The organism is Serratia sp. Z4, from assembly GCF_009900725.1.
Lineage (GTDB): Bacteria > Pseudomonadota > Gammaproteobacteria > Enterobacterales > Enterobacteriaceae > Serratia > Serratia nematodiphila.
Genome location: NZ_JAAABD010000001.1, coordinates 343,523 through 359,536 on the forward strand (window position 1 = coordinate 343,523; position 16,014 = coordinate 359,536).

The following is a 16,014-nucleotide window of genomic DNA, read 5'->3' on the forward strand; positions in this document are numbered from 1 at the left end:
GAAAAAATCGCGCGGGCGGGTGTAAAAAAAATATAAAAATGGCTGAAATTTCAGCGGAAATTGAGCATTTCAAGTAGCAGGTTGGCGGCGAGATTGCGCCTGATGTGTGAATAAGCCGGGGCTGGGGCGTGGGATGAAGAACCGAATAATAACCACAATGTAACCCATGGTTAGTTAAAAATTAACTTGATTGTAACAAAATTACGAATCGCTGCGGTGATTAGCGATTTTTTGTGCGATTTAGTGGTCGGATGAGTAGTAAACTTTCATCAAGTGCGCTAAAATTTTGTCCAGTTACCAAATTACCGATTGTTCATTTGATACGCCGACGCCGTTTTCCCTGACAAATCAACGGCAGGCGTTTTTAAGGAGGTTCGCATGTCTACGACCTATCACGCTTATTCACTGCATCGGATTCTCCTGCGCCGCAGCGCAGTAGTGATCGCGGGCATTTTGGCCCTGCCGGTGATGCTGTTCCGCAGCGATCGCGGGCGTTTTTACAGCTACCTGCATCGCGTCTGGTCAAAAACCAGCGATAAGCCGGTCTGGCTGCAGCAGGCGGAACTGGCGTCCTGCGATTTCTACTGAGTCACTGCCGACTCACGAACAACCCTCGCCCTGCGGCGGGGGTTTTTTTATGCCCCAAGCCCGCTGCCGTCAAGCGCAAGGTCGTATTTGGCAAGCCATTCTTCTACACTTTCCCCATCGACCAACACCACGAGAGAACGGTATGAGTGACAAGATCCCTATCGGCATCAGCGCCTGTTTACTGGGCGACGCGGTGCGTTTCGACGGTGGCCACAAGCGGCTGGCCTTCGCGGTGGAACAGTTGGCGCCCTATGTGCGCTTTGAGCCCGTATGCCCGGAAATGGCGATCGGCCTGCCCACGCCGCGCCCGGCGCTGCGCCTGGTGAAACAGGCGCAGCCCTGGCCGGCGATGCGCTACAGCAACGACGCCGGCGTGGATCTGACCGAGGAGATGCGCAGTTTCTCCACGCAGCGCGTGGCCGCGTTGCAGCACCTGTGCGGTTATATCGTCTGCGCCAAGTCGCCGAGCTGCGGCCTGGAGCGGGTGCGGGTCTACAGTGAGAACGGCAAGGACTCGCGTAAAAACGGCGTCGGGCTGTTTACCGCCGAACTGCTGCGTCAGATGCCGTGGCTGCCGGTGGAAGAAGACGGACGATTGCAGGATGCGGCATTGCGGGAAAACTTCATTGAACGGGTGTACGCGCTGTATGAGTTGAATATGCTGTGGCGCCAGGGGCTGACCCGCGGTGGGCTGATCGCGTTTCACAGCCGCTACAAGCTGTCGCTGCTGGCGCATTCGCAGCCGGCGTACCGCGAACTGGGGCGTTTCGTCGCCGACATTCATCGCTGGGACTCGCTGGAGGCCTTCGCCGTGGAGTACCGCAGCCGCCTGATGGCGCTGTTGGCGCACAAGGCGACGCGCCGCAACCATACCAACGTGCTGATGCACGTGCAGGGGTACTTCCGCCGCCAGCTCAGCGCGGCGCAGCGCCAGGAGCTGGCGCACCTGATCGACCGCTACCGGCAGGGCATGCAGCCGCTGCTGGCGCCGATCGCCTTGCTTAAGCATTACATGGCGGAATACCCCGACAGTTATCTGGCGGAACAACGCTATTTCGAACCTTATCCGGAGGCGCTGCGTTTGCGTTACGGCCATTGATTGACAAGGGAATTTTATGACCACGCATCTGGTCTGGTTGCGTAACGATCTGCGTATCACCGACAACAAAGCGTTGCATGCTGCCTGCAGCGATCCCAAAGCCCGGGTGCTGGCGGTGTTTATCGCCACCCCGCAGCAGTGGCGGCAGCATGAGATGGCGCCGCGGCAGGCGGCGCTGATCCACGCCAGCCTGCGGGCGGTACAGCAGGCGCTGGCGCAAAAGGGCATTGCGCTGCATTGCCATGCCTGTTCGGACTTTGCTGCATCGATCGACTGGCTGGCGGACTATTGCCGGCGAGAGCAGGTGGACGCGCTGTTTTACAATCGCCAGTACGAACTGAATGAACGGCGCCGCGATGCGCGGCTGGAGCAGCAGTTGAATGGACGGGTAACGTGCCACGGTTTTGATGACAGCCTGCTGTTGCCGCCGGGCAGCGTGCTAACCGGCGGCGGCGAGATGTACAAGGTTTATACGCCGTTTCGCAACGCCTTTATTCAGCGCCTGGCTGAGTCCGACGTGAGCTGCCTGCCGGCGCCGAAGATCCGTGCCGATGGCGCGTTGCCAGCGCCTGAAGCGCCGGCGGCGTTCGATTATCCCGCGGCGGACATCGGGAATGACTATCCCGCCGGCGAGGAGGCCGCGCTACAGAGGCTGCGCGCCTTTTGTCGTGAGCAAGTGCAGGATTACCTTCGCCAGCGCGATCTGCCCGCCATCGCCGGCACCAGCAGCCTGTCGCCTTATCTGGCGATCGGCGCGCTGTCGCCGCGCCAGTGTTTTAACCGCCTGCGCGCCGAATGCCCGCAGCTGCTGGAAGATCGCGAGAGCGGCGCTTTCGCCTGGCTGAACGAGCTGATTTGGCGCGAGTTCTACCGCCATCTGCTGGTGGCCTATCCCGAGCTGTGCCGCCATCGGCCGTTTATCGCCTGGACGGACAAAGTGCGCTGGTGCGATGACGCGGCGAAGCTGCAGGCCTGGCAGCGGGGCGAGACCGGCTATCCGATCGTCGATGCCGCCATGCGCCAGCTGAACGCTACCGGCTGGATGCATAACCGGCTGCGCATGATCAGCGCCAGTTTCCTGGTGAAGGATCTGCTGATCGACTGGCGCGCCGGGGAGCGCTACTTCATGTCGCAACTGCTGGACGGGGATCTGGCGGCCAACAACGGCGGCTGGCAGTGGGCGGCTTCCACCGGCACCGACGCCGCGCCGTATTTCCGCATCTTCAACCCGACCACCCAGGGTGAACGTTTTGATCCACAAGGCACTTTTATCCGTAAATGGTTGCCGGAACTGGCGGATGTGCCCGACAATGACATCCATCATCCCCACCGCTGGGCGGAAAAGCAGCCATGCGTGCTGAATTACCCGCTGCCGATCGTCGATCATAAGCAAGCCCGCCTGGAGACGCTGGCGGCGTTCGAGGCGGCGAAACGGGGAGAGTCTTGAGGCAACTGCAAGGAGCGACGCAATGATGAAAAAGGTGCTGGCCCTGTGCCTGAGCGGCTATTCCGCGCTGGCGATCGCCGGCTTTGACGTGGTGGCGCTGGGCGTCGACGGCGGCGTCAGCGACGGCAACCTGACTTCCTACCTGATCCGCAGCGACAATCAGCCGCAGTATGTGGCGCTGGACGCCGGTTCGCTGCTGCCGGGCATCGCCAAAGGGCTGGAGAAGGGCAGCTTCCCGCAGGTGACGCCCGAGCTGGCCGCGCCTTATACGCCGCAGGGCTACGTGTTTCGGCAGTTGATCGGCAGCTACTTTATCAGCCACGGCCATCTGGACCACGTGGCGGGGCTGATCGTCGGCTCGCCGGAAGACAATAAAAAAACCGTTTACGCCCAGGCGGACACCGTGCTGACCCTGCGCAACCATTACTTTAACTGGAAGGCCTGGCCGAACTTTACCGATGCCGGCAATGGTGCGCGGCTGGGCACCTACCGGCTGCAAACGGTGCGGCCGCAGCAGCGGTTTACCCTCGGACTGACCGGGTTGACCGGCGTGATGTATCCGCTCAGCCACGATCGCTACCCGTCGTCGATGCTGCTGATTTCCAACGGCAACGAGTTCTTCGCCTATTTCGGCGATACCGGGCCGGATAAGGTGGAGCAGTCGCGCGATCTCGATACCGTCTGGCGCGTGCTGGGGCCGCTTGTCGAGCAGAAAAAGCTCAAGGGCATGATTATCGAAACCTCTTACCCCAACGGGGTGGAGGACAAACATCTGTACGGCCATCTGACGCCGGCCTGGCTGCTGAAGGAGCTGAAGAACCTGACGCAGTACAGCGGCGGTGAAGGCTCGCTGAACGGTCTGCCGGTAGTGATCAGCCACATCAAGCCCAGCTTGAAGCAGGGCGAAGACACGCGCGCCGCCATTGCGCAGCAGCTGGCGCAGGGCAACGATCTGGGGGTGAAATTCATCCTGATGGCGCAGGGCGACCGGCAGACATTTTGACTATGAAGAGAGAAGAGAATGCGTAACCTCGATCTGGAACAACTGATCAACACGGAACTGAACGCCGCGGCGTTTCAGGACTACGCCCCCAACGGTTTGCAGGTAGAGGGGCGTGCGCATGTACAGCGCATCGTGACCGGCGTCACCGCCTGTCAGGCGCTGCTGGACGCCGCGGTGGCGCATCAGGCCGACGCGATTATCGTGCATCACGGCTATTTCTGGAAAAACGAGGCACCGGCGGTGCGCGGCATGAAGCGCAACCGCCTGAAAACGCTGTTGACCCACGACATCAACCTGTACGGCTATCATTTGCCGCTGGACGCGCATCCGGTGCTGGGCAACAACGCGCAGCTGGCGCAGGCGCTGGGCATTCGGGTGATTGGTGAAATCGAGCCGCTGGTGCCGCACGGGGAATTCGAACAGCCGCTGACCGGCGAAGCGCTGCAACAGCGCATCGAAAGCCGGCTGGGGCGCGCGGTGCTGCACTGCGGCGATAACGCGCCTGAGCATATTCGCCGAGTGGCCTGGTGCACCGGCGGCGGCCAGGGCTTTATCGACAGCGCGGCGCGCTTCGGCGTCGATGCGTTCATCAGCGGTGAAGTCTCTGAGCAGACCATTCACAGCGCGCGCGAAATGGGCGTGCATTTCTTCGCCGCCGGTCACCACGCCACCGAGCGCGGCGGCGTGAAGGCGTTGGGGGACTGGCTGGCCCAGCACCACGGCTTTGATGTGACCTTTATCGATATCCCGAATCCCGCCTGATCTTTTTCTTCCCCGGATCCAGACCGGCCTGCGCGCCGGCTGAATCCTTTTACCGCGCTATTTCCTTATTTTCCTTATGGTTGCGTTCTATTGACAGCCGGGGCCGCGTCACGCATAACTGGTGTGTTTTTCAGCGCGATAATAAGGAGAATAAGGGTGCAACAAGCACGTTATTACCTGTTGGGTGAAAGAGCGGTAGTGCTTGAACTGTCGCCGCCGGTGACGTTACCGAGCCAGCAGCGCATTTGGGCGCTGGCGGAAAAGCTGAATCACCACCCCGACGTGCGGGAAGTGGTGCCGGGGATGAATAACCTGACGCTGTTGCTGCATACGCCGCAGGCCGACGCCGAAGCGATGCTGGCATTGCTGCAGCAGGGGTGGGAGAGCAAAGAGCGCCTGACGCCGGAATCGCGTCAGGTGGATATTCCGGTTATCTACGGCGGGGAACAGGGCCCCGACCTGGATGAGGTGGCGCGTCATACCGGCATGACGCCGCAACAGGTGGTGGAATGCCACGCGGCGGCGGCCTATGTGGTCTATTTCCTCGGCTTTCAGCCGGGCTTCTCCTATTTGGGCGGCATGCCGGAACAACTGGCGACGCCGCGCCGCGCTGAACCGCGTCTGGCGGTGGCGGCCGGTTCCGTCGGCATCGGCGGCGGCCAGACCGGCATCTATCCGCAGGTGACGCCCGGCGGCTGGCAGCTGATTGGCCGCACGCCGCTGGCGCTGTTCAATCCGCATGAAATGCCGCCGACGCTGCTGCGCCCGGGCGATAGCGTACGCTTTGTGCCGCACAAGGAGGGCGTATGCTGATTATTCTGCGCGCCGGCATCTATACCACGGTGCAGGATTTGGGCCGTGAAGGATTTCGCCGTCTGGGCATCAGCACCGGCGGCGCGTTGGATCAACCGGCGCTGAAGATCGCCAACCTGCTGGTGGGCAACGCGCCGGAGGCCGCCGGGCTGGAGATCACGCTCGGCCAGTTCAGCGCCGAGTTTACCCGTCCCGGCTGGATCGCCCTGACCGGCGCCGGCTGCGACGCGCAGCTGGACGGCAAGCCGCTGTGGACCGGCTGGCGCTATCCGGTGAAAAAGGGGCAGCGGCTGACGCTGGGCACGCCGAAACGCGGCATGCGCAGTTATCTCGCGATCGCCGGCGGTATCGCCGTGCCGGAAATGCTGGGCTCGCGCAGCACCGACATGAAAGCCGCCTTTGGCGGATGCGAGGGGCGTAATCTGAAGGACGGCGACCGGTTGCCGCTCGGCAACTCCGCCGCTCAACCGCAACATTCCTGCGGCGTGAAGCAACTGCTGTTCACCAATCGCATCCGTGCGTTGCCGGGGCCGGAGTACGCCGAATTCAGCGAAGAGGCGCAAGATACGTTTTGGCGCGCCGCCTGGCAGCTCAGCCCGCAGAGTAACCGCATGGGCTACCGTTTGCACGGCGGCACGCCGCTGGCTCGCACCACCGACAGAGAGATGCTGTCGCACGGCCTGATGCCCGGCGTGGTGCAGGTGCCGCACAACGGCCAGCCGATCGTGCTGATGGCCGATGCGCAAACCACCGGCGGTTACCCGCGCATCGCCTGCGTGATCGAAGCCGATCTTTACCATTTGGCGCAGATCCGTCTCGGCGAACCGATCCATTTCGTGCTCTGTTCACTGGCCGAGGCGCAGCGCGCCAAGGCCGAGCAGGATCTTTTCCTTCGACAGATTGCCTGGGGGTTACATGATCGTTGATTTGAACGCCGATCTCGGCGAAGGCTGCGCCAACGACCAGGCGCTGTTGCAATTGGTGAGCTCGGCCAACATCGCCTGCGGCTTCCACGCCGGCGATGCGCAGACCATGCGTCAGTCGGTGCGCTGGGCATTGCAGTACGGCGTGGCGATCGGCGCCCACCCGAGTTTTCCCGATCGGGAGAATTTCGGCCGCACTCGCATGCAGCTGCCGCCGGAAACGGTGTACGCGCAGGTGGTGTATCAGCTCGGGGCGCTGGCGGCCATCGCCCGCGCCGAGGGCGGGGTGATGGTGCATGTTAAGCCGCACGGCATGCTGTACAACCAGGCGGCGGTTGAGCCGGCGCTGGCAGAAGCCATCGCCCGGGCGGTGCAGGCGGTCGATCCGGCGCTGCGGCTGGTGGGGCTGGCCGGCAGCGAGCTGATCCGCGCCGGGCAACGGCTCGGTCTGACCACCCGGCAGGAGGTGTTCGCCGATCGCGGTTATCAGGCCGACGGCACGCTGGTGCCGCGCGGTTTGCCGGGGGCGCTTATCGAGGATGACGAACAGGCGCTGGCGCAAACGCTGGAGATGGTGCGCCATCACCGGGTGCGCAGCGTCGATGGCGTTTGGACCGCCGTACAGGCGGAGACCGTCTGCCTGCATGGGGACGGCGAGCATGCGCTGGCGTATGCGCGCAAGCTGCGGGACAGTTTTGTTCAGCAGGGGATCCGCGTCAGCGCTGAGCAGTAAAGCAAGACACAACATCACAAGCAAAAAACTATTAGAAAATATCGAGGGAAGACTATGGAACAGGCCGTGAATCTCTGGCCACTGATCGGCATCGCCGCTATCGTGGTCGGGTTTGTATTGCGTTTCAACCCGGTGCTAGTGGTGATCGCCGCCGGCATCATTACCGGTCTGGCGGCGCTGATGCCGCTGGACGTCATTCTGGAAAAGCTCGGCGAGGGCTTTCTCAATACCCGCAACCTGCCGCTGATCCTGCTGCTGCCGCTGGCGGTGATCGGCCTGCTGGAGCGCCACGGGTTGAAAGAGCGGGCGCAGGCGTGGATCGCCAGGATCAAAAGCGCCACCGCCGGCCGTTTGCTGATCGTGTACCTGTTCGTGCGCGAGATCACCGCGGCGATGGGGCTGACCAGCCTGGGCGGGCACCCGCAGATGGTGCGGCCGCTGCTGGCGCCGATGGCGGAAGGGGCGACGGAAAACCGTTACGGCGAGCTGCCGGAGCGTACCCGCCACCGCCTGCGCGCCATGTCGGCCGCCACCGACAACGTCGGGCTGTTCTTCGGCGAAGATATCTTCGTGGCCTTCGGCGCGATCATCTTCATGCACAACTTTATGCTGGAGTCCGGCGGCATTCAGACCGAGCCGCTGCATATCGCGCTGTGGGGCATTCCGACCGCCATTTTCGCTTTCCTGATCCACGCCTTCCGGCTGTATCGGATGGATAAACAGCTGAGTGCCGAGCTGGCGCAGCTGAATCAGGCGGCGCTGCAGGCGAAGGGGGAAGCACGATGAACTTCCAGCAACAATATCTCTACTGGCTGGCCGGCGCGGTGCTGCTGATTGTGGCGGTGATGTCCTTCCGCGATCGCGCCAACCCGCGCCGCATCACCACCGGGCTGTTTTGGGGGCTGTACGGCCTGGTGTTCCTGGTCGGCGACTGGACTTACCGCCTGCTGGGCGACGTGCTCGGCGAAGGCAGCAACGAGAAACGCATGCTGCACATCATCGTTGGCGTGGTGGTGGTGGTGATGGCCCTGATCGCCGGCTTCGGCGGCGTGCGCCTCGGCAGCTATCATCAGCGAACGCCGCAGGAGCGCGAGGCCAGCGCCAAGCGCCTGGGCAACAAGCTGTTTATCCCCGCATTGGCGATCCCGGTGGTGACGGTGATCGGCGTGCTGCTGTTCAACAATATTCCGGCGTTGCAAAGCGCGGTGTTCGGCAGCGGTAACCATGCGACACTGATCACCCTGTTCTCTATGACCGTCGGCTGCCTGATCGGCCTGGCGATCGCGGTGAAAATGACCCATGAGAAGGCGTTGCAGCCGATACAGGAAGCGCGGCGCCTGCTGGATTCGATCGGCTGGGCGTTCATTCTGCCGCAGATCCTCGCCACGCTTGGCCTGCTGTTTACCGTCGCCGGCGTCGGCACCGCGATCTCGCATTTGACCCAAGAGTATCTGGCGGTGGATAACCGCTTCATCGCCGTGGCGGTCTACGCTATCGGTATGGCGGTGCTGACCATGGTGATGGGTAACGCCTTCGCCGCGTTCCCGATCGTCACCGCCGGCATCGGCATTCCGATCCTGGTGCTGCAGCACGGCGGCAACCCGGCGGTGATGGCGGCGATCGGCATGTTCTCCGGCTATTGCGGCACCCTGATGACGCCGATGGCGGCGAACTTCAACATTGTGCCGGCGGCGCTGCTGGAGCTGCCGGACAAGAATGCGGTGATCAAGGCGCAGGTGCCGACCGGCGTGCTGCTGCTATTGGTTAACGTGTTCCTGCTGTATTTCCTGATGTTCCTGTAGGAGTAAGGATGCAAAAAGTATTGATTACCGGCTTTGAGCCGTTTGGCGGCGAGCGGCTCAACCCTTCCTGGGAAGTGGTGAAGCAGCTCAATGATATGGAGCTGGTGGGTACGCGCATTGTGGCGCGCCAGCTGCCGTGCGTGTTCGGCGCGGCGCTGGAGGCGCTCAATGCGGCGATCGACGAGGTGCAGCCGCTGATGGTGCTGGCTGTCGGCCAGGCCGGCGGCCGCACCGACATCACGATTGAACGGGTGGCGATCAACGTCGACGACGCACGTATCCCCGATAATCAGGGGCAGCAGCCGGTGGATGAGCCGATCGTCGCCGGCGGCCCGGCGGCCTATTTCAGCACCTTGCCGATCAAGGCGATGGTCAGCTCGATGCGCGAGGCCGGCATTCCGGCCTCCGTTTCGCAGACCGCCGGCACCTACGTGTGCAACCATGTCATGTACGGCCTGCTGCACCGGTTGAGCGGCCAGCGCGAGGTGAAGGGCGGGTTTATTCATATCCCGTACCTGCCGGAACAGGCGGCGGCGCACCCCGGCGCACCGAGCATGGCGGCCTCGACGGTGCTGTTTGCGCTGGAGCTGGCCGTTTCCATCGCGTTGCAGGTGGAACACGATCTGAAAGTGGCGGGCGGCGCAACGCATTAATCAAGAGAATCCCCGGCGCATCGGGCTGCGCCGGGTCTACGCAAGGAGTGGTCTATGCCGGAAGGACCGGAGATCCGCCGGGCGGCGGACAAACTGGCGGCGGCGGTGATCGATCAGCCGCTGACCGCCGTCGATTTCGCTTTTCCTCAGTTGAAGCACTATCGCCAGCGTTTGCTCGGCGAGCGCATCGTCGCCATCGAGCCGCGCGGCAAGGCGCTGTTGACCCACTTTTCCAACGGGCTGACGATGTACAGCCATAACCAGCTGTACGGCGTGTGGAAAGTGGCGGCGGCGGGGGAGACGCCGGAGACCAAGCGCGATCTGCGGGTGCGGCTGGAAACCGCCCACCGCGCGATATTGCTCTACAGCGCTTCCGACATTACCGTCGGGCCGCGCGAGGAAATAGAGCAACACCCGTTTTTGCAACGCATCGGCCCTGACGTGTTGGACATGTCGCTGACGGTAGACGATGTGGTGGAGCGGTTGCTGACGCCGCGTTTTCGCCGCCGGCAGCTGAGCGGCATGCTGCTCGACCAGGCGTTTCTCGCCGGATTGGGCAACTATCTGCGCGCCGAAATCCTGTGGCAGGCCGAGTTGGCGCCGCAGCACAAACCACAGGATCTGGCGCCAGAGGCGCTGCGCCACCTGGCGGAGGCATTGCTGGCGGTGCCGCGCCTTTCCTACCAGACGCGCGGGCAGGCGGATGACAACCGCCATCACGGCGCGCTGTTTCGCTTCAAGGTGTTTCATCGCAGCGGCGAGCCCTGTGAGCGCTGCGGTGGGATGATCGTGCGTACCGACCTGTCGTCGCGGCCGTTTTATTGGTGCCCGGGCTGCCAGAAATAAGCAAAAAAAAACGCCGCCCGAAGGGGCGGCGCTGTGCGGTTTCAGCCGGGGAAGCGGCTTACTTGGTTTTCAGCTGGGATTTGAAATCACGCTCGGCATAGCCGGTGTACAGCTGACGCGGACGGGCAATTTTGATGCCTTCGTCGTGCATTTCGTTCCAGTGGGCGATCCAGCCGATGGTGCGCGCGATGGCGAAGATCACGGTGAACATGGAAGAAGGAATGCCCATCGCCTTCAGGATGATGCCGGAGTAGAAGTCGACGTTCGGGTACAGTTTCTTCTCGATGAAGTACGGGTCGTTCAGCGCGATGTGTTCCAGCTCCATCGCCACCTGCAGCAGGTTGTCGTCCTTCTTGTTCAGCTCTTTCAGCACTTCGTGACAGGTCTCGCGCATCACGGTGGCGCGCGGATCGTAGTTCTTGTACACGCGGTGGCCGAAGCCCATCAGGCGGAAGGAGTCGTTCTTGTCCTTGGCGCGCTTGATGAATTCCGGAATGTGCTCGACGGTCTTGATCTCTTCCAGCATTTTCAGCGCCGCTTCGTTGGCGCCGCCGTGCGCCGGCCCCCACAGGGAGGCGATGCCGGCCGCGATGCAGGCGAACGGGTTGGCGCCGGAAGAGCCGGCGGTGCGCACGGTTGAGGTAGAGGCGTTCTGCTCATGGTCGGCGTGCAGGATCAGGATGCGATCCATGGCGCGTTCCAGTACCGGGTTCACCACGTACTCTTCGCACGGGGTGGCGAACATCATGTGCAGGAAGTTGCCGGCGTAGGACAGATCGTTGCGCGGGTAAACGAACGGCTGGCCCAGGGAGTATTTGTAGCACATCGCGGCCACGGTCGGCATTTTGGACAGCAGACGGAACGCGGTGATTTCACGGTGACGCTCGTTGTTGACGTCCAGCGCATCGTGGTAGAACGCCGCCAGCGCGCCGGTCACGCCGCACAGCACCGCCATCGGGTGCGAGTCGCGACGGAAGCCACGGAACAGATGGGTGATCTGGTCGTGGATCATGGTGTGGCGGGTCACGGTGGTCTTGAAGGTTTCGAATTCTTCCGGCGTTGGGGTCTCGCCGTACAGCAGGATATAGCACACTTCCAGGTAGGAAGATTCTTTCGCCAGCTGCTCGATAGGGAAGCCGCGGTGCAGCAGCACGCCTTTGTCGCCGTCGATGAAGGTAATCTTGGATTCGCAAGAAGCGGTGGAGGTAAAGCCGGGATCAAATGTGAAATAACCTTTGGAACCCAGAGCGCGGACATCGAGGACATCAGGGCCCAGTGTCGGTGTCAATACGCCCAGTTCGATCGGAGCTTCGCTGTCGTTAATGGTTAGCGTCGCTTTCTTATCAGTCATTTACTGTCTCCTTAGCGCCTTATTTTAAAAACCACTAACAACTGAAATACCTTAAATCTCTGCAGGTTGCCCGCAAAAAAATGGTGCGGACGCTAACTCTGTGAGCGACTGCGCAACTGTGCGCGGGTAGGGTACAGAGTGCTGACCAGGCGAACGAGACGGGTGACCAGTTGTTAACGATTCATAGTAATTCGTTATAGTCTGTTAATCTTACCTATGAGCTGTTCGAAGAGATGTGAACCTATCCCAATAATCTGTTTTTGTGTGCTTTATTTGCTTTAGACGCCGGCAAACTCGAGCGGGAAACAACGGCTATTGGGATAGGTTCGCCAAATACACTGTTGCATAACTCGAACCCGGGAGGAAGTGTATCTGCTGACCCATAGCGCATCATAGGACCGTTTGTGCCCCTATATGTAATGGAAATGTTGATCTCTTGTCAAATCAGATAATTAATTTTGCACTAATTGTGAAATCCGTGATCTGAATCACTGTTCGGGGGAAATGTTATCAAAGCGGTTGTATGAGAATTGTAATCAGAATGTGATCCTCCTATACTGCCGCCAGGTCTCCGGATTACCCTGAAGTAGGAGCACCCAGCGTTATAAATGCGCGCCGTTTGAGCACAGAGGATGTTGATGTTTGAGCGCGTGACGTGTAAGGGTTTTAGGCTCTTAACGCTGTCTGATCCCCGCCCAGGCCCGGAGGAAGGAAAATAATAAGAGCTGTGTGGGCAAATACGTGAAAAAACAACGACCTGTCAACTTGGATCTGCAAACGATCCGGTTCCCCGTAACTGCGATAGCGTCTATCTTACACCGAGTCTCTGGCGTAATTACCTTCGTTGCCGTGGGTATCCTCCTCTGGCTGCTGGGCCTGTCACTCTCTTCCCAAGAGGGGTTCCTGCAGGCGGCCGCCATCATGAATAGCTTCATCGTCAAATTCATATTCTGGGGCATCCTCACGGCGCTGGCCTATCACATTTGCGGTGGCATCCGTCACTTGTTAATGGATTTTGGCTACATCGAAGAGAGTTTGGCCGCCGGCACCCGTTCCGCCCAGGTGGCGATCGGTCTGACCGTCGTGCTGTCAGTTCTGGCTGGAGTCCTCGTATGGTAAACAACGTTTCTGCATTAGGGCGCAACGGCGTGCACGATTGGCTGCTGCTGCGCGCTTCCGCTATCATCATTACCCTGTACGTCCTGTATATCCTGGGCTTTTTCGTCACGGCTCCGGAACTCACTTATGACATCTGGCGCGGTTTCTTCGCCACTTCCATTACGAAAGTGTTCACTCTGCTGACCCTGCTGTCGATTCTGGTGCACGCCTGGATCGGGCTGTGGCAGGTGCTGACGGACTACGTCAAGCCGCTGGCGGTTCGCCTGGTGTTGCAGCTGGCTGTCGTGGTCGCGTTGCTGGTCTATTTACTGTACGGAACAATCGTAGTGTGGGGTGCTTAAATGAAACTGCCAGTCAGAGAGTTTGATGCCGTCGTAATCGGCGCCGGCGGTGCGGGCATGCGTGCCGCGCTGCAAATTTCCCAAGCGGGCTCGACCTGTGCCCTGCTGTCCAAAGTTTTCCCGACCCGTTCCCATACCGTGTCCGCACAGGGCGGCATCACTGTCGCGCTGGGCAACAGCCACGAGGACAACTGGGAATGGCATATGTACGACACGGTGAAAGGTTCCGACTATATCGGTGACCAGGACGCCATCGAATATATGTGTAAAACCGGCCCGGAAGCGATTCTGGAACTGGAACACATGGGGCTGCCGTTCTCTCGTCTGGACGACGGCCGCATCTATCAGCGCCCGTTCGGCGGCCAGTCGCTGAACTTCGGCGGCGAGCAGGCGGCACGTACCGCAGCCGCAGCCGACCGTACCGGCCATGCGCTGCTGCACACCCTGTATCAACAGAACCTGAAAAACCACACCACCATCTTCTCCGAGTGGTATGCGCTTGATCTGGTGAAAAACCAGGACGGCGCGGTGGTCGGCACCACGGCTATCTGCATCGAAACCGGTGAAGTGGTTTACTTCAAAGCCAAGGCCACCGTGCTGGCGACCGGCGGCGCTGGCCGCATTTACCAGTCCACCACCAACGCCCACATCAACACCGGCGACGGTGTCGGCATGGCGCTGCGCGCCGGCGTGCCGGTGCAGGACATGGAAATGTGGCAGTTCCACCCGACCGGCATCGCCGGCGCGGGCGTGCTGGTGACCGAAGGCTGCCGCGGCGAAGGCGGCTACCTGCTGAACAAGCACGGCGAGCGCTTCATGGAGCGTTATGCGCCGAACGCCAAAGATCTGGCGGGCCGCGACGTGGTTGCCCGTTCGATCATGATCGAAATCCGCGAAGGCCGCGGCTGCGACGGTCCTTGGGGCCCGCACGCCAAGCTGAAGCTGGATCACCTGGGCAAAGAGGTGCTGGAATCCCGCCTGCCGGGCATTCTGGAACTGTCCCGCACCTTCGCGCACGTCGATCCGGTGAAAGAGCCGATCCCGGTTATCCCAACCTGTCACTATATGATGGGTGGCATTCCGACCAAGGTGACCGGCCAGGCTCTGACCGTGAACGAGAAAGGCGAAGACGTGGTGATCCCGGGGCTGTTCGCCGTGGGCGAAATCGCCTGCGTATCGGTGCACGGCGCCAACCGCCTGGGCGGCAACTCGCTGTTGGACCTGGTGGTGTTCGGCCGTTCCGCCGGCATGCACCTGCAGGAATCGCTGGAAGAGCAGGGCGTGAGCCGTGACGCCAGCGACTCCGACGTGGAAGCCTCGCTGGATCGTCTGAACCGTTGGAACAACACCCGTTCCGGCGAAGACCCGGTCGAAATTCGCAAAGCGCTGCAGTCTTGCATGCAGCACAACTTCTCGGTATTCCGCGAAGGCGATGCGATGGCCAAGGGCCTGGAAGAACTGAAAGTGATCCGTGAACGTTTGAAGAACGCACGCCTGGACGATACCTCCAGCGAGTTCAACACCCAGCGCATCGAATGCCTGGAGTTGGATAACCTGATGGAGACCGCGTATTCCACCGCCGTGTCGGCCAACTTCCGTACCGAGAGCCGTGGCGCGCACAGCCGCTTCGACTATCCGGAACGCGATGACGCCAACTGGCTGTGCCATTCGCTGTATCTGCCGCAATCGGAAAGCATGACTCGCCGCGAAGTGAACATGCAACCGAAGCTGCGCCCGGCATTCCCGCCGAAAGTGCGTTCTTACTAATTGCGGAGATCGACAGATGAAACTCGAATTTTCCATTTATCGCTACAACCCGGATGTCGACGATGCCCCGCACATGCAGGACTACACCCTGGAAGCGGAAGAAGGCCGTGACATGATGCTGCTGGATGCGTTGATCCAGCTGAAAGAAAAAGACCCGACCCTGTCGTTCCGTCGCTCATGCCGCGAAGGCGTGTGCGGTTCCGACGGCCTGAACATGAACGGTAAAAACGGCCTGGCGTGCATCACTCCGGTTTCGTCGCTGCGCAAAGGCAACGGCAAGATCGTGATCCGTCCGCTGCCGGGCCTGCCGGTGGTGCGCGATCTGGTGGTGGATATGGGGCAGTTCTACACCCAGTATGAAAAGATCAAGCCTTACCTGCTGAACGACGGCAAGAACCCGCCGGCGCGCGAGCACCTGCAGTCGCCGGAGCAGCGCGCCAAGCTGGACGGTCTGTACGAGTGCATCCTGTGCGCCTGCTGCTCGACCTCTTGCCCATCGTTCTGGTGGAACCCGGACAAGTTCATCGGCCCAGCCGGTCTGTTGGCGGCGTATCGCTTCCTGATCGACAGCCGTGACACGGAAACGCAAGAACGTTTAGATGATCTGGACGACGCTTTTAGTGTTTTCCGCTGCCATAGCATTATGAATTGTGTCAGTGTATGTCCTAAAGGCTTGAACCCGACGCGTGCGATCGGGCATATCAAGTCCATGCTGCTGCAACGCGGCGCATAAACGGAATGAGATGCTGCGCCGGGCTCTTTTCCGG

The 16,014-nt window shown here is 61.1% G+C and carries 17 protein-coding genes; 16 read left to right on the top strand and 1 reads right to left on the bottom strand.

The genetic code is table 11. The annotated features are described in order from the left end of the window. Positions 1-378: 378 nt before the first annotated feature. The 12 genes from GT753_RS01710 to nei all read left to right on the top strand — a co-directional run bounded on the left by GT753_RS01710 (position 379) and on the right by nei (position 10,669). Positions 379-588 (top strand): YbfA family protein, encoded by a 210-nt coding sequence (locus GT753_RS01710; RefSeq protein WP_004939916.1) that lies wholly within the window; start codon positions 379-381, stop codon positions 586-588. A gap of 142 nt (positions 589-730) precedes the next feature. Further along, a complete protein-coding gene (locus tag GT753_RS01715; protein ID WP_021504608.1) occupies positions 731-1,687 on the top strand; it encodes a DUF523 and DUF1722 domain-containing protein in 957 nt (318 codons plus the stop codon). Positions 1,688-1,703: 16 nt separating this feature from the next. Continuing rightward, the gene (gene phrB, locus GT753_RS01720; protein WP_160125198.1) at positions 1,704-3,134 is read left to right on the top strand and encodes a deoxyribodipyrimidine photo-lyase; all 1,431 of its coding nucleotides are present in this window, start codon (positions 1,704-1,706) and stop codon (positions 3,132-3,134) included. 22 nt (positions 3,135-3,156) lie between these two features. After that, a complete protein-coding gene (locus GT753_RS01725; protein ID WP_076740480.1) occupies positions 3,157-4,137 on the top strand; it encodes an MBL fold metallo-hydrolase in 981 nt (326 codons plus the stop codon). 18 nt (positions 4,138-4,155) lie between these two features. Further along, positions 4,156-4,899 (top strand): type 2 GTP cyclohydrolase I, encoded by a 744-nt coding sequence (locus GT753_RS01730; RefSeq protein WP_004939910.1) that lies wholly within the window; start codon positions 4,156-4,158, stop codon positions 4,897-4,899. A gap of 156 nt (positions 4,900-5,055) precedes the next feature. Further along, entirely contained in the window at positions 5,056-5,712 is a 657-nt protein-coding gene (gene pxpB, locus GT753_RS01735) for a 5-oxoprolinase subunit PxpB (RefSeq protein WP_160125199.1), read from the top strand. After that, positions 5,706-6,638 (top strand): 5-oxoprolinase subunit PxpC, encoded by a 933-nt coding sequence (gene pxpC, locus GT753_RS01740; RefSeq protein ID WP_160125200.1) that lies wholly within the window; start codon positions 5,706-5,708, stop codon positions 6,636-6,638. Before pxpB ends, pxpC begins: the two co-directional genes overlap by 7 nt. Continuing rightward, positions 6,628-7,368, top strand: a complete 741-nt coding sequence (gene pxpA, locus GT753_RS01745; protein WP_004939906.1) for a 5-oxoprolinase subunit PxpA — start codon at positions 6,628-6,630, stop codon at positions 7,366-7,368. The genes pxpC and pxpA overlap by 11 nt, the downstream gene beginning before the upstream one ends. Before the next feature lie 54 nt (positions 7,369-7,422). Next, entirely contained in the window at positions 7,423-8,154 is a 732-nt protein-coding gene (locus GT753_RS01750; RefSeq protein WP_015376970.1) for a DUF969 domain-containing protein, read from the top strand. Continuing rightward, positions 8,151-9,170, top strand: coding sequence for a DUF979 domain-containing protein (locus tag GT753_RS01755; RefSeq protein ID WP_015376971.1), 1,020 nt, complete (start codon positions 8,151-8,153; stop codon positions 9,168-9,170). Before GT753_RS01750 ends, GT753_RS01755 begins: the two co-directional genes overlap by 4 nt. An 8-nt stretch (positions 9,171-9,178) precedes the next feature. Next, positions 9,179-9,823: a pyroglutamyl-peptidase I gene (gene pcp, locus GT753_RS01760; RefSeq protein ID WP_004939899.1), complete on the top strand. Its 645-nt coding sequence runs from the start codon at positions 9,179-9,181 to the stop codon at positions 9,821-9,823. Between the two features lie 54 nt (positions 9,824-9,877). Next, on the top strand, positions 9,878-10,669 hold the full coding sequence (gene nei, locus GT753_RS01765; RefSeq protein WP_021504604.1) for an endonuclease VIII: 792 nt from the start codon (positions 9,878-9,880) through the stop codon (positions 10,667-10,669). A gap of 58 nt (positions 10,670-10,727) precedes the next feature. Here the strand turns inward: nei and GT753_RS01770 are convergent, their stop codons facing one another. Next, positions 10,728-12,020, bottom strand: coding sequence for a citrate synthase (locus GT753_RS01770; protein ID WP_004939895.1), 1,293 nt, complete (start codon positions 12,018-12,020; stop codon positions 10,728-10,730). Positions 12,021-12,749: 729 nt separating this feature from the next. Here GT753_RS01770 and sdhC point away from each other — a divergent pair. From sdhC to GT753_RS01790, 4 genes are read left to right on the top strand one after another with little or no spacing between them, the layout of a single operon-like run. After that, positions 12,750-13,139 carry a succinate dehydrogenase cytochrome b556 subunit gene (sdhC, locus tag GT753_RS01775; protein ID WP_004939893.1) on the top strand — a complete coding sequence of 130 codons (390 nt, stop codon included), beginning with the start codon at positions 12,750-12,752 and terminating at the stop codon, positions 13,137-13,139. Further along, complete coding sequence (sdhD, locus tag GT753_RS01780; RefSeq protein WP_004939891.1) at positions 13,133-13,480, top strand: succinate dehydrogenase membrane anchor subunit; 348 nt, start codon at positions 13,133-13,135, stop codon at positions 13,478-13,480. Before sdhC ends, sdhD begins: the two co-directional genes overlap by 7 nt. Beyond that, complete coding sequence (gene sdhA, locus GT753_RS01785; RefSeq protein WP_015376974.1) at positions 13,481-15,247, top strand: succinate dehydrogenase flavoprotein subunit; 1,767 nt, start codon at positions 13,481-13,483, stop codon at positions 15,245-15,247. 16 nt (positions 15,248-15,263) lie between these two features. Beyond that, complete coding sequence (locus tag GT753_RS01790; RefSeq protein ID WP_015376975.1) at positions 15,264-15,980, top strand: succinate dehydrogenase iron-sulfur subunit; 717 nt, start codon at positions 15,264-15,266, stop codon at positions 15,978-15,980. The last annotated feature ends 34 nt before the right edge of the window (positions 15,981-16,014 follow it).